The sequence below is a fragment of the Methylophilus rhizosphaerae genome, from assembly GCF_900100975.1.
Taxonomy (GTDB): Bacteria; Pseudomonadota; Gammaproteobacteria; order Burkholderiales; family Methylophilaceae; genus Methylophilus; species Methylophilus rhizosphaerae.
The window spans coordinates 1-14993 of sequence record NZ_FNFX01000002.1; the positions used below are offsets into that span (position 1 = coordinate 1).

At 50.3% G+C, this 14993-nt stretch carries 12 protein-coding genes; 1 reads left to right on the plus strand and 11 read right to left on the minus strand.

The window, feature by feature from the left end; translation table 11 throughout:
• From BLP53_RS03835 to flhD, 11 genes are all read right to left on the minus strand, one after another.
• A partial coding sequence (locus tag BLP53_RS03835; RefSeq protein ID WP_245652615.1) for a methyl-accepting chemotaxis protein occupies window positions 1-2252 on the minus strand: 2252 nt, incomplete at its 3' end.
• Between the two features lie 520 nt (window positions 2253-2772).
• The gene (locus tag BLP53_RS13860) at window positions 2773-5358 is read right to left on the minus strand and encodes a methyl-accepting chemotaxis protein (RefSeq protein ID WP_281202869.1); all 2586 of its coding nucleotides are present in this window, start codon (window positions 5356-5358) and stop codon (window positions 2773-2775) included.
• Between the two features lie 65 nt (window positions 5359-5423).
• Window positions 5424-5936 carry a chemotaxis protein CheW gene (locus tag BLP53_RS03845; RefSeq protein ID WP_176755209.1) on the minus strand — a complete coding sequence of 171 codons (513 nt, stop codon included), beginning with the start codon at window positions 5934-5936 and terminating at the stop codon, window positions 5424-5426.
• A gap of 12 nt (window positions 5937-5948) precedes the next feature.
• Window positions 5949-8306 (minus strand): chemotaxis protein CheA, encoded by a 2358-nt coding sequence (gene cheA, locus BLP53_RS03850; protein WP_091470470.1) that lies wholly within the window; start codon window positions 8304-8306, stop codon window positions 5949-5951.
• Between the two features lie 29 nt (window positions 8307-8335).
• Entirely contained in the window at window positions 8336-8704 is a 369-nt protein-coding gene (locus tag BLP53_RS03855) for a response regulator (protein WP_091470472.1), read from the minus strand.
• Window positions 8705-8747: 43 nt separating this feature from the next.
• Window positions 8748-9290, minus strand: a complete 543-nt coding sequence (locus BLP53_RS03860) for a chemotaxis protein (RefSeq protein WP_091470474.1) — start codon at window positions 9288-9290, stop codon at window positions 8748-8750.
• An 80-nt stretch (window positions 9291-9370) separates the two neighbouring features.
• Window positions 9371-10315, minus strand: a complete 945-nt coding sequence (motB, locus tag BLP53_RS03865) for a flagellar motor protein MotB (RefSeq protein ID WP_091470477.1) — start codon at window positions 10313-10315, stop codon at window positions 9371-9373.
• Between the two features lie 40 nt (window positions 10316-10355).
• Entirely contained in the window at window positions 10356-11216 is an 861-nt protein-coding gene (motA, locus tag BLP53_RS03870; protein ID WP_091470479.1) for a flagellar motor stator protein MotA, read from the minus strand.
• 123 nt (window positions 11217-11339) lie between these two features.
• Complete coding sequence (locus BLP53_RS03875) at window positions 11340-12206, minus strand: class I SAM-dependent methyltransferase (protein ID WP_245652616.1); 867 nt, start codon at window positions 12204-12206, stop codon at window positions 11340-11342.
• 64 nt (window positions 12207-12270) lie between these two features.
• Window positions 12271-12837, minus strand: a complete 567-nt coding sequence (gene flhC / locus BLP53_RS03880) for a flagellar transcriptional regulator FlhC (RefSeq protein WP_091470482.1) — start codon at window positions 12835-12837, stop codon at window positions 12271-12273.
• A 45-nt stretch (window positions 12838-12882) separates the two neighbouring features.
• Window positions 12883-13206, minus strand: a complete 324-nt coding sequence (gene flhD / locus BLP53_RS03885; RefSeq protein ID WP_091470484.1) for a flagellar transcriptional regulator FlhD — start codon at window positions 13204-13206, stop codon at window positions 12883-12885.
• Window positions 13207-13814: 608 nt separating this feature from the next.
• On the opposite strand from flhD, the gene flhB reads away from it, so the two are divergent.
• Window positions 13815-14987, plus strand: coding sequence for a flagellar biosynthesis protein FlhB (gene flhB / locus BLP53_RS03890; protein WP_091470486.1), 1173 nt, complete (start codon window positions 13815-13817; stop codon window positions 14985-14987).
• Window positions 14988-14993: the final 6 nt, after the last annotated feature.

Consider the following 14993-nt stretch of genomic DNA (forward strand, 5'->3'; position numbering starts at 1 on the left):
TGGTTCACCTGGTCAATTCCCGTGGTCTGCTCCGCAGAAGCCGCTGAAATCTCGCTGATAATGTCAGCCACACGCTGGACAGAGGAAACCACATCTTCCATGGTGCTACCGGCATTCTCAACCAGCCGTGTCCCTTCCGTAGTCTTGCTGACCGAATCGCTGATCAGTTCCTTGATCTCTTTGGCCGCACTGGCTGAACGCTGGGCCAGGTTACGCACTTCCCCTGCCACCACCGCAAAACCTCGACCCTGCTCACCTGCACGCGCCGCTTCCACCGCCGCATTCAGGGCCAGGATATTGGTCTGGAAGGCAATGCCGTCAATCACGGAGATAATGTCTTCGATCTTCTTGGCACTGTCGTTAATCGCACTCATGGTAGCCACGACTTCGTTCACCACCGCGCCGCCTTTAACAGCTACATCGGAGGCGGTCAGTGCCAGCTGGTTCGCCTGTTTGGCGTTCTCAGCATTCTGTTTCACAGTAGAGGCCAGTTCTTCCATGCTGGCAGCGGTCTCTTCCAGGCTGGAAGCCTGCTGCTCGGTACGGGCAGACAGGTCTGCGTTACCGCTGGAGATTTCGTTGGCCGCTGTGGTGATAGTTTCAACCGCTTCAGTCACGGCAATAATAGGTTCAACCACCATATCCAGGGTGTTGTTCACCCCTTCGATAATCGTACGGAAATCACCCTGGTGTTTGTCGGCCTCTGCACGGACGGTAATACGGCCATCCTTGGCAGCTTCGGCCAGCAGGTCTGCATCGGCAACCAGCATATTGACGGCATCAATACAGGTGTTGAGGTTATTCTTGATTTCGTTGAAGTCACCATTGTAATGTTCGCTGATGTGTTCTGGGATATCGCCTTTGGAGATACGGTCCACATAGTTTGCTGCAACATTCAACGGATTAATCACGGAATCCAGGGTATTGTTGACGCCTTCTACAATCTTGCGGAAGTCGCCCTGATGCTTACTGGCATCTGCACGGGTGGACAATTGTCCATCAACGGCGGCTTGTGACAGCATATTGGCATCTGCAATCAGTGCATTCACTGCATCAATACATTGGTTCAGATTATCCTTGATGGTGTTGAATTCACCGTTGTATTCATCCGTGATCTTGGCTGGAATATGGCCTTGTGAAATGTCTGCCACGTATTTGGCGGCAACATTCAACGGATTGATGACGGCATCGAGTGTGTTGTTGACACCCTGGACGATCTTGTTGAAGTCGCCCTGGTGCTTGCTGGCATCTGCACGCGTAGACAAATGGCCTTCTACGGCAGCCTGTACCAGTTCATCAGTATCACTGACCAGGCGCTTGATATTGCTGCGCACTTGTTCAATGGCTTCATTCACGAAGGCTTTCTTGCCCGGGAACTGTTTCAGGGGCGCATCCAGGTTACCTTCACCGAAGGCTTTTACCACTTCGATGGCTTCCTTGTTCATGGCGATATGACCAGCCACCATCTTGTTGATACCGGCAGCCATTTCGGCGTAGCCGCCTTTGAAGCGGGATTCGTCGACAGTGCAATCAATATCCCCTTCATCGTGCTGCTGGCTGACATAACCCAGTGATTGCACCAGGCCATCCAGGGTACGCTGCAATACACGGATTGAATATGCAACACTGCTCTTGTCCTCGCTTGGGACGTTGATCTGCTGGTTCAGTTGTCCATTGGCAATGTTTTTTGCAACCTCGGCCAGCGCCTGGGCATCGTAACCCAGCAGGTTGGCATCCTGCCTGAGTGCATTGGCAAACAGGACCAGGATAGATGTTTCAGCCACTACGGCCAGGGCATGGATGACCAGCATGTTGATATCAGGTCCTTGGCTAAAAACGATGTAACCCCTGGCGTATACTTGCGGTACATTGAAAATAACGTGATGGATTGCAATCACGGCAGCTGCAAATACCAGGGGGCGCCAATCTTTGTAGTAGAGCAATACAGCCAGGAAGATAAAAATAGAGAAATGCGTTTCTACCAGGCCGTGCGTTTGTTGAATATAAATGGCAGAAAAGCTCATTAAGGCGGCAGCCATCGCCATCCTGTTCACCAGTGCGCCTGGCTGCATATAGACCAGTACCAGTGGCACCAGCAAGGTGGGTAATCCCAGGGGCAATGCCGGGGCCAAACTCTGGTTCAACAAAGCGATAGCGATCGAAATCGCAAAAGCGACCATCAATATGACAGACAAGGTTTTGTCTGCCTTTACCATCTGGCCATCAATACCGGCTATTATTTTTGTACTCATTTTTACTTACTCGCTCACTTTACGCTGATGCAAAGACTGGTTTGTAACGTTAATGCCTGATGCTGATCAGCCTGTAACCAGAAAACCAGGGCTAACCAGCTGCACATCACCAGCCAGGACAGCATTTGCTTTTTATTCAGATGACATTTACTCATTCAGGGCACACATTTTTATAAACTCATGCGTAGTGCGCTATCCCTCTCATGGCTCGAAATTTACTGGACAGCGCCCTATTCTAGATATCGTATTTTTAAAGGGAAACTTGAGCATATCCGGGCATAATTTTTTGATAATATGGAACAGGCTATTGCTTAGGAAACCTATCTGGGACAAGTGGGATGGAAACAGCTCAACACTACTGCGGATGCAGTAGTGTTGACTGGTTTGGCTGGTTGAATCCTGTCGTGTTTCGATAAATGGGATAACCGCTAATAGCGGATGCCCATAGCAAGAAACCATCGTGGAGTGCATTGAGAACCTGGCGAATATTGTTTGCCATCTCCCTCTCCCTGATCACTGGTTAAAACTCTTCCCAACCCTGATTGTCGGTGCCGGTTCTGGCCGTTTGTACTGAATGGGCAAGTTCGGCCTGGACATCGCGGGCAACCGGTTTCGATTTTTTGACTGAAGGTGGTTGGGCCGCACGGATAGAACGTTGTGCACCACGCAATTTGAATTGATTGACCGTTTCCATCAGGCCGGACGCTTGCTCCACCAGGGATTCAGCCGCTGCTGCCGCTTCTTCCACCAGGGCCGCATTTTGCTGGGTTACTTCATCCATATTGGTCACGGCCTGGTTGACTTGGTCAATACCTGAGCTTTGCTCGGTGGAGGCGGCCGTGATTTCGCCCATGATATCGGTCACACGCTGTACGGAAGTGACGATCTCCTGCATGGTTTCACCTGCACTTTGTACCAGTTTGGTGCCTTCTGCCGTTTTGCTGACAGAATCGGTAATCAGTTCCTTGATTTCTTTTGCAGCACTGGCCGAGCGCTGTGCCAGGCTGCGCACTTCACCCGCCACCACTGCAAAGCCCCTGCCCTGCTCACCGGCGCGTGCCGCTTCCACCGCCGCATTCAGGGCCAGGATATTGGTCTGGAACGCAATGCCGTCAATCACGGTAATAATGTCTTCGATTTTGCGTGCGCTTTCGTTCATGGCATTCATGGTCGTGACCACATTGCCAACTACATTGCCGCCACGTATCGCGACTTGCGAAGCCGCACCGGCCATCTGGTTCGCCTGCTTCGCATTGTCCGCATTCTGTTTTACCGTCGAGGCCAGTTCTTCCATACTGGAGGCGGTTTCCTCCAGGCTGGAAGCCTGCTGCTCGGTGCGGCTGGACAAGTCGTTATTGCCACTTGCAATTTCCTGTGCGGCCACATTGATGGTTTCACCTGCTTCACGCACTTTCAGCAATACTTCAGTGATTTTATCCAGCAAATTGTTGACACCACTGCAAATTTCCACTGTGGTACCGGTTTTATCAGCAAGATCAATACGCTCGGCTAAATCACCGCTGGCGGCATTGGCAATAATGGTAGCAATCTGCTCACTCACTTTGCGCTCCTGCGTAATATCCTGCCATTCCAGGGATGTGCCGGCGCGTTGGCCGTCTTTGCCGAAAATCGGCGTTGCTTTCAGGCGCAGAAACAGTTCGCCCACATGAATGTCCGTGGTGTAGTCGTTGGTCAGGCTAGCCAGCAAATTACGCTGATGTGCCGGGTTTTTATGGAAAATATCAAAATTCTGGCCAATGATCTGTTCCGGGTTGAAATGTGGCAATTCCTGGCGCAGGTTGGATGCTGAGTTTTGCATCAGGTGATGCGCGGATTCATTCATATAGCGGATTATGCCGTCATTGTCGGCCATCATCATATTGGTGGAGGCGCTATCCAGCGTCGTCTGGATCATCAATGCATGCGCGGCTCTGGTTTCCCGCTCCTGGCGCGCCACAATTTCCGCCGTGATATCGGTGGCAAATTTCACCACTTTGTAGGCTTTGCCATCAATATCTGACACCGGGTAGTAATAGGCGCGCAGCCAGATCTCCTTACCGCCTTTGCCAAAGCGCTGGAATACACCATCCTGGCCCTGGCCGGCGCGGAGCTGTTCCCAGAACAGTTTGTATTCCGGGCTGTTTTTGTATTGTTCATCCAGGAAAATGCTGTGATGCTTGCCAATCACTTCCTCGGCACTGTAGCCCGTGGCTTTCTGGAAATTGCCATTGATGGAAGTGATGCTGCCGTATAAATCAAACTCAATCACGCCCTGCAATTTATGGAAGGCATTGATCTGAGATTCATAATTCGCGTTTTTGCTTTTTTCGTCGGTAATGCAGACGCAATACTGCTTGATCTTTTCCACCTGCCCACTGGCACCCTTAATCGGGAAAAAACTGGCCAGGAACCATAGGGAGCGACCATCTTTTGATTTTCTGCGTACTTGGCGAGAGACGGATTGCCCCTGTTTCAGGGTATCCCAGTACTGATCATCGCTGTGGTTTGCCTTATCTTCTTCTGTCAGCAGGATGGTCGCTGGCTGCCCCAGTAATTCCTGCTCGTCAAAGCCCAGTGTTTTGTAAAAAGCCTCATTGATATCAATAATCTTTTTATCAAGATCGAACGTGGCAATGGCAAATACCGAATTAATGCCAGCCACTTCAGAAGTCGTGCTGATGTAGGCATCCTTGGTGGCGGTAATGTCTGTCAAATAGGCGACCACCTTGCGCAGGTGGTTGTCGCTACCTTCACAAACTGGCGCATAATAGCCTTGCAGCCAGACAGTATTTCCTGCTTTACCGAGCAACTTGAACTCACCGGCTTGCGAGTTGCCAGCATTTAATTCCTGCCAGAATTGCTTCATTGCCTGGCTATCCGCGTCAGCGGCTGGCACGAATCGGCTATGCTGCTTTCCCAGCAGCTCGGAGGCCTGATAACCTAATACCCGGCAAAGATTTTCGTTGGCGTGGGTAATGACACCATCGGCGTTCAGCTCCACAATACATCTGGCTTTATTGATTTCACGTTTTAACACGCGAAATTCGGCAACCTCCTGCTGAAGTTGCCGCTGTTTACTAGTACCGCCAATCAATTTACTCATCATTGTCGAAATCATCCTGCTCTCCCATGGCGCATGAAGTGTATTCTGCGCGTAGATATCAAGAAAAATTAATGGATAACTGCATCCATCAGTTCCATTTCACTGCTGCTCATCAGCTTCTCAATATCTACCAGGATCAGCATTTCCTGCTCTATCGTCGCTAACCCAACGATATATTTGGTATCAATGCGAGTGACGAGTGCCGGTACTTCACGCAAATGCTCTTCGCGCAATTCGCGCACATCAGACACACCATCCACCACAATACCGACAATGCGCCCATTCAGATTGAGGATAATCACCACGGTGAATTCGTTGTACTCGATCTTGCCCAGGTTGAACTTGATGCGTAAGTCCACAATCGGCACGATTTTGCCGCGCAGATTAATCACGCCCTTGATAAACGCAGGCATATTGGCAATCTGGGTGACCGCGTCATAGCCACGGATTTCCTGTACTTTCAGGATCTCGATGCCATATTGCTCATTGCCCAATACAAATGTCAGGTACTCGCCGGCGGCCATTTTCAGTGCGCTGACAGCGTTGTTGCCTTGATTGGCCATTTCTGAGGTAGTGCTCATTGCATGTACTCCTTATGCATTGATGTGATTTTTCAAGTTGGAATAATTCTGGTTGGCAAATGCCGAGCCGCCAGTGACGTAATTCGTGGTCTGTCCCATTTGCGTAATCGCTGGCACATCCAAAATCAATGCAACGGAACCATCGCCCATAATGGTGGCGCCTGATACACCCGGAATACGCTTGAAGTTGGTTTCCAGGCTCTTGATGACCACTTGCTGCTGGCCTACCAGGCGATCGACAAACAGGGCAGATTTCTTGCCATCTGCTTCCAGAATCAGCAAAACGCCTTCGGTCGGATCTGTAATTTCAGTAGGATGGTTAAACAAGGCATGCAAGGCGATAATCGGCAGGTACTCGCCGCGCACATGTACCATTAACCCTTCGCCAGTGACGGTTTTCAGGTCTTCGGCACGTGGCTGCAAGGTTTCGATAATCAGGTTCAGCGGCACTACGTAAATGCTCTTGTCCAGCGAGACGGACATCCCGTCCAGGATAGCCAGTGTCAGCGGCAGCGAGATGGAAATCGTCGTGCCATATCCCAGTGCCGAACGGATTTCAATATTGCCGCCCATCGCTGTGATATTACGCTTGACCACATCCATGCCCACGCCGCGGCCAGACACGTCTGTGACCACCTCGGCAGTAGAAAATCCCGGTGCAAAAATCAAGCTGAATACCTCCGTATCGCTCATGCTTTCGCTGACAGGCAAACCATTAGAGGCTGCCTTGGCCAGAATCTTGTCACGGTTGAGGCCGCCCCCATCGTCTGTCACCTCAATGACGATACTGCCGCCTTTATGTGCCGCAGATAATGTCAGGGTACCGATTTCCGATTTACCCAGCTCACGGCGTATTTCCGGTTTTTCAATGCCGTGGTCCACACTGTTACGCACCAGGTGGGTGAGTGGGTCCACGATACGTTCAATTAAACTTTTATCCAGTTCTGTTGATGCACCATTGGTGACAAACTCCACTTTTTTACCCAGTTTGCCGGCCAGGTCACGCACCATGCGTGGAAAGCGCGAGAATACGAAGTCCATTGGCATCATGCGGATAGACATGACCGACTCTTGCAAATCCCGTGTATTGCGGGTCAGCTGGCTGACACTGTTGATCAGTGCTTCGTTTTCCACTGGGTCCAGGGCATTGACACGTTGTTCAATCATGGCTTGTGTAATCACCAGTTCGCCGACCAGGTTAATCAACTGGTCAACTTTTTCAATACCGACACGAATGGAGCTGCTCTCGGTATTTTGTGCTGACGGTTTGTCAGATTCACGGCGCGCCTGTGCCCTGCGCTCCTCCCTGGGTGCAGCCGGTGCATCGGCCGGCACGGTAGCGGCTGTGTCGGCAGTGGCCTTGGATAAGGCAGCCGCAGCATTTTCGTCCCCGATCATTTGTGCTTTGGGTGCATCAGGGTGTGGCTTGAAGGGAGCAAAGAAACCATACCCTTCTTCCTGCTGATCCTGCCCGTCTGTAGCAAACAGGCCATAGCCCATTTCTTCGGCAACGGCTGGTTTGCCACTGCTATTCTCTTCAGGTTTGCCTGCCTGGCCATTGTCAAAGAAACCGTATCCCGGGTCTGCAGGTGCCGCCGCTGTTTCTTCGGGCGCAGCCGGGGCGACAGCTGCAACAGCTTCTGTTGCTGGTGCAGTGCCCGATACCTGGATCACCAGTGCATCAGGATCAACGATAAATGAACAGATAGAGACAATATCATCAGCACTGGAATCTGTTTTCACCAGCAAGGCATGGCGGTTGTCGGCGCGCTGGTAATCAGCCACCTCGCCCAGCAATGCCAGCTCATCTTTCAGGTTGCTCAAGTCTTTTTCAGTGACCTCCGGCAACCCTACATCATAAAGCTGGATGCCCTTGGCCTGCTCGTCGGCAGAGACAGTCAAGGCGGATACCTGTGCCGCAGTGTCCTGGCTGGCTTGTGGAGCAGTTGCCGCTGGCGCAGCTTCGACTGGTACAGCGGCCTGGCCTTCAGACAAGGCTTTCAAGGTGGCAGAAATATCATTCACCTGCTCAGCATCTACGTCTGAACCATGGCGATGGCCATCCAGTTGCATTTTGATGACATCTTTTGCCGCCAGGAAGGCATCTACGTGTTCGTTGGTGAGCGCCATTTCCTGTTTGCGGATTTTATCCAGCAGGTTCTCCAGCACATGGGTAATTTCTGCCATGTCCATAAAACCAAATGTGGCGGCACCCCCTTTAATGGAGTGTGCCGCCCGGAAAATCGCATTTAACTGCTCGACATCGGGAGCTGCCACATCAATCCCGAGCAACAGGCGTTCTGCTTCAGCCAGGAGTTCTTCAGCTTCGTCAAAGAACACCTCATAAAACTGGCTCATATCCACTGTCATTATTTTCTCCAGTCCCTTAATCCGGGCGCTTATGCACCGATGACCTTTTGTACCACTTCAATCAGACGTTTCGGGTCAAATGGCTTGACCAGCCAGCCATTGGCACCGGCAGCCTTGCCTTTTGCCTTCATTTCATCCGAGGACTCAGTGGTCAGCATCAAAATAGGCACCCGCTGATAGGAGGCCAGGGTGCGAAGATTGCTAATCAGGGTCAGGCCATCCATCACAGGCATATTCTGGTCAGTCAATACCAGGTCAACAGTTTTCTCCTTGGCCTTGTTCAAGCCATCCTGCCCATCCACCGCTTGAACAACGTCATAACCGGCCGCTTTCAAACTGAAAGCCACCATCTGACGCAAAGAGCCTGAATCGTCCACTGTTAAAATTGTCTTTGCCATGTTTATTCGCCTTTTTCACTCATCTTGTTAAACGCTGTTGCGGTTAAAATAAATCGATTTCACCGGTGGCCATATCCTGTTGACTGACGGATTTGCGCAAACTGCCGGTCAGGTGCTGGCTACCCTGATCGAAATTCTGGTTAAGTTGCCTGATAAATTGCCGGATTTCTTCTTTTTCATCATCCGCCGACATGGGGAACTGATGGCTGGACAATTCCTGCAAGAGCATTTTCAAGCCATGAACACGATTGATCGTGCGTTGCAATAGCTGGTTGGTCATATCCTGGAACTGCATGCCGGTCACGACTTTATTGACTTCCTGGCCGATATTGTCCTGGAATACCTGTAGCTGTGCGACTTCTTCCACCTGCAGTTTGCCGGCATCTGCCAGTAACTGGATAGCTGCCTGCTGCTCCATTAAATGGGCATAGACGGTCATAAAGCTATTACCCAGTTTTTCAATCGCCTCATCCAGCAAAAAGGCGGTTTGCTGCAAATCGGTTTCGATTTCCAGCAAATGCCAGTCGCCATGGCTAGACACAGCAGCCAGCAACTCTCTTAATTCTTCTACGGGCAATGTTTTCATAGTGGCCCCTATCTTGCCTGAATACCCATTCTTCCAATCAGGAAATAAGCATCATAAAAAACGCTTAATTCTTATGCTCCTTATTGCGCAGGATTTCCCTGCGGTTTCTGTAATGACTTCACTTGCGACTGGTCATGCTCGCTGACTGAAATCTGGTCATTGTCTTTTAACAATTCCTCTTCCGTTTCCTTATTCATGACAATCAGGCTGATCCGGCGGTTAATCGGGTTAAACGGGTTTTCCTTATCAATCATAATGGCGGAACCCAGCCCTACCACGCGCATCAGCTTGGTCTCATCCATGCCACCCGCAATCAGCTCGCGGCGCGACGCATTCGCCCGGTCAGATGACAGCTCCCAGTTACTGTAGCCATGTTCACCATTGGCATAGGCGGTGGCATCGGTATGGCCGGACAAGCTGATTTTGTTATCCACACCATTCAGCGTTTTGCCGATCTCACGCAAAATCTGCCTGGCGTACGGCTGCAATTCCGCCTTGGCATTTTCAAACATGGGCCGGTTCTGCTCATCAATAATCTGTATGCGCAAACCTTCACTGGTAATATCCAGTTTTAACTGGGACTTGAATTGTTTTAAAGTCTCGTTATCTTCAATGGCCTGCTCGATTTTGGCTTTCAGTGCTTCCAGCTTGATTTTCTCTGCTTGTTTCAATGCCGCTTTGACATCTTCGATCCTGACCGATTTCAACTTGCCTGGGTCACCTTCTACCGGTTTTACCTGCCCCTGTTTCTTTGTAACGTCCCGGCCACCGGTATTCTTTAACGCAGAATCGCTCTGGCCGACAGAAGGCCCTGTCAATACCAAATGCAATGGGGTCTGGAAGTATTCGGCAATGCCCTCTTTCTGGGCTTTGGTAGTTGAGCCGAGCAACCACATGAGCAGGAAAAACGCCATCATGGCGGTGACAAAGTCGGCATAGGCAATTTTCCAGGCGCCGCCATGGTGGCCACCACCATTTTTTTTAATTTTTTTAACAATAATCGGGGCAATACGATCTTCTGCCATGATGTTCTCTCGGAATAGGCTGACTCACTAACAGGATGGATTATTTCGACTTGGTCTGCTTCACATGGTCTTCCAGTTCGGTAAAGCCTGGACGCTCGGTGGAGTACAGCACCTTGCGCCCGAACTCCACGGCGATGGGTGGTGCATAACCGTTGAGGCTGGCCAGCAGGACCACTTTGACGGTTTGCAGGCTTTTGCTGGTCTCTTCCAGTTTTTGCTCCAGCAAGCCAGCCAGCGGGCCAATAAAGCCATACGATAGCAAAATACCAAGGAATGTCCCCACCAGGGCATGGGCGATCAGAATACCCAGTTCGGCCGGTGGCAACGCCACGTTTTCCATGGTGTGTACCACGCCCATCACGGCTGCCACGATACCGAATGCCGGTAAGCCATCGCCCAGCCTGGCGATACAATGGACCGGTACATGCCCTTCCATATGATGGGTCTCCAGCTCGTTATCCATCAGGTTTTCCACCTGGAAGGCATCCATGTTGCCGGACACCATCAGGCGCAGGTAGTCACACATAAATTCCACCAGGTGATGGTCGTGCAGGATATTGGGGTATTTGGCAAACAAGGCACTGGCTTCAGGATCCTCGATATCATTCTCAATCGACATCAGGCCATCCTTGCGGATTTTGGTCAGGATTTCAAACAGCAAGGCCAGCAGATCCATATACAGTTGTTTGGAGTATTTGGAGCCTTTGAACAAGGTAGGAAGCGCTTTCAGTGTGGCTTTGATGGCCTTGCTGTCGTTTCCGACCACAAATGCGCCAGCAGCACCACCAAAAATCATCATGAGTTCCAGTGGCTGCCACAGCGCACCCAAATGGCCGCCTGCGATTGCATAGGCACCGAAAATCATGCCGCATACCATGATATACCCGATTACAACAAACATGCTCTACCCCGCTTTTAGCATTGAACGCCTATAGCATAGCAATGACCTGCCTGATTCAATTTTTCAAATAAGAGGGATTTAGCTGCCTAATTAATATCCCGCCACAGCGTGGCGGGCAGCAGGCTACAGGAGATATACAAACAGGGCGGGCGCATTCGCAGCCGGATAAAGGATGCGTGCGGCAGTGATACCTGGCACGGGAAATTCGGAGCTGACGAACAGGCTGCCGGGGCGCATTTCACACTGTACCTTTTGCCATACATCGCCCATCACTGCCGGTGATAAATAGGCGAAGACTACATCCAGCCTGGCAAAGTTGTCCTGGCGATAATCTCCCCGCGTGAAATTGGCCCGGCTACCGGAAAAGGTCGCACGTATTACACTGACCAGCCAGGGCAAAGGCGCAATTTCCACGCCATCCACCTGATCTTGCGGGCGTTGCCGCGACAGGAACAGGGAGACATCGCCCAACCCGCTGCCGATATCCAGCACGTGTAATGGCCGATCGCCCGCGTGTTGTACCAGGAGATACTCCATCGCACGCCAGGTGGCCGGGAAAGAGGGATAAAAAGGAACCCGGGTATTATGTACCGACCAGTACAGCAACAGCGTGACCACAAAACCGGAAAAGTAAACAGTGGAAGGTAATGCCAGTTGTTGCATCATGATCACCGCAAGAGGGAAAACCCCATGAATCCAGCGCCACCAGGCAGGCATGCGCGCCACCCTGGCGAATATACTGACCAGGGTAATATGCAAAGCCAGCCAGCACCAGATGGTCTCCAGCCGTAATCCTGTGCTATTGCGCAATTCAAATGCAAATATGCTGTTGATTACACCAGGCGCAACGCCCGCAATCAACAGCATACTCAATCCCTGTATCAGCAAGGCCTGGCACCATAGTTTCCGGGGCCACAACTTTGAAGACAGGGGACGCCAGGCAACCGTGTGTTGCTGCAACGTCCCTGCCAGCAGTTTTACAGCGCTCATGCTGAGCCTTTCTTTAAATGCCAGGTCGCATCGAATCCAACCGGTGGATCATGACTACGATTGCTTAAGCAGTCATGGATACCAGTTTATAGCTGAGTTCTTTGGCTTTTTTGGTTTTACCGGCACGTGAAGGCACATGGCACAGGTTACATACATAATTCTGGTTCAGGTCATAGCTGTTGACGATATATTGGCCACCACAGCAATGACAGATTTTAGTCGTCAGCAATTTGCTTTCGATAAAGCGTACCAGGGTCCAGGCGCGTGTCAGTGACAGCACTGGCTCTTCATTTTGCGCTGCATCAGGGTTCTGCACCTGCTGCATGTACAAAGTGTAGGCTTTGATAATGGCTTGAATCCCATCTACACCGGCATAATCCACCATGAAGCGGTAGATATTATAGAAAATGGAAGAGTGGATATTAGGTTGCCATGTCAGGAACCAGTCAGTGGAGAATGGCAACATGCCTTTGGGAGGTGAGACCCCTTTCATCTCCTTGTACAGCTTGATCAAGCGCTCGCGGGACAATGTGGTTTGCGACTCCAGCAATTGCAAGCGTGCACCCAGTTGGATCATTTGCATGGCCAGTTGAATTTGTTCTGCTTCGTTGACTACACTTTTCTTTTGCATGATAAACCCTCTTTTCTATTCTTTATCGTGAGATGAATAATGCAGTTAAACAGTAGACTCAGCAGCCTGGGCAGACATCAATACTGCTGTGTGCAGGTGAGCCTGGGTAGCATCTTTGGTGTAGCTGGTCAGCATGCCCAGAATTTCGCTATCATCAAAACGGAAACGGGTCAGCAACATATTGGTGTTGCACAGTTTGAGCAATTGCAGGTTAGTCAGGTTTTCCAGCAGGTCAGCAATTTCCTTGTTAATGCCGAGGCGGAAAATGGCGGTGGCCTTGTCGGCGCGGATCAGTTGTTGTGCCAGCATCAGATAGTTCAAGTTGGCATCTTTGATTTCAGCGAGTAAATCGTTTTGCATGACATTCATGATTTCTTATCTCCATTTTATGGGTAATTTAAGCACGCCTCAGCGTTAGGCGTACTTTGCGCGCAATCATGAGTGCCAACAAGCAGGGTTTGTCGGTTTATTTTGTAGGACGGACGAAAGTAGCCATGTAGGTGTCTGTCTTACAAAGACCTACATGGCATTCCACATAACCATATTAAACAACAGGTTATGTTTGTATCTTAATGTGAAGTTATACTAAAACTGAGCTTATTCTCTCAATAGCTCTGACCTTTCAATTCAAAAAATAATTCAAGTTTTCCGGCTGTATTCCGTTAACGCTGTTTTTTCTGCTGCTTTCACTTTCCTGATTCATCATCGGGCGTTTTTTGTCTTAACTCGGTTAACGGCAACGCAGACTAAAACTTTAGGTTTTTTTCTAAAAAATATTAAAAAAATTCATAACTCATTGTTTATTAAAAATAATAATTTTTATATTTTGCATTTGTTAACAATCTTGGCAGCATAAGTGATAGAAAGCGGTCAATAAGTCTCTTTATTCCCGATATAAAACCCTCGGGGATTGCTCAATAATCGCAGCTGTAAACACAACGTATTTGTTGTTTCCTTGTAACCTGAAGAGTGAATAAATGGCAGCTGAAGACAGCGACATGGAAAAAACCGAAGACGCGTCCCCCAAGCGATTGGAGAAGGCGCGCGAAGACGGTGATATTCCCCGCTCACGCGAATTAGCCGCGTGTGCCGTACTGTTTACCAGTGGCATGGCCATCATGATGCTGGGTCGCCCCATGGGTGAGGCGCTACAAAATGTCTTGCGGCAAGGGCTGAGATTTGACCAGGCGATGGCATTTGAGCCCGAACTGCTGATCGTCCATCTACTGAAAGTGCTGGAACAGATTGCATGGGCCTTCCTGCCACTGGCCGTGATTATGGTGGCCAGCGCCATCGCTGCCCCGGTATTGGTCGGCGGCTGGGTCATGACACAGAAATCTCTGGTGCCCAATTTTGGTAAATTGAACCCGATCAAAGGGTTCGGTAATCTGTTCTCCAAAAACTCACTGGTAGAACTGGTGAAGTCCGTGGCTAAAACCGTCCTGGTAGCCTCGGTCGGCTACACCATTGTGAGGAAAGACCTGCAGCCTATGCTGGGCTTGTCCAATATGCCGCTGGAATCCGGTATCCATGCCATTAATGATTACATGATGACCGGATTCCTGACCATTGCCTCTGCCCTGGTGCTGATTGCGGTGATTGATGTGCCCTATCAGCTCTACCAGTATGCGCAAAAGCACAAGATGACCAAGCAGGAACTGAAAGACGAAGCGAAAGAATCTGAAGGTAGCCCGGAAGTCAAAGGCCGTATCCGCCAGCAGCAACGTGAAATGGCGCGCAGAAGAATGATGAGTAACATCCCGACTGCTGATGTGGTGATTACCAACCCTACTCACTATGCGGTGGCTGTGCGCTATAAAGAAGGTGAAAATGGCGCTCCTATCGTCGTGGCTAAAGGCGTCGATACGATTGCTCAAAAAATTAAAGAGATTGCAGCTGAACATGAAGTCATGGTGCTGGAATCTCCGAAACTGGCGCGTGCTTTATATGCACACACGGAGCTGGAGCGTGAAATTCCGCAAACTTTATATGCAGCAGTGGCTGAAATCCTGGCTTATGTGTTCCAGCTACGCGTGTTCAGGCAGCATGGGGGCGTACGTCCGGCCATGCCAGACAATGTACCGGTTCCAGATGCATTGGATCCACATGCATTGGTTGCAACGCCACCCAGTGCAACAGATATTGAGTAATTAAAG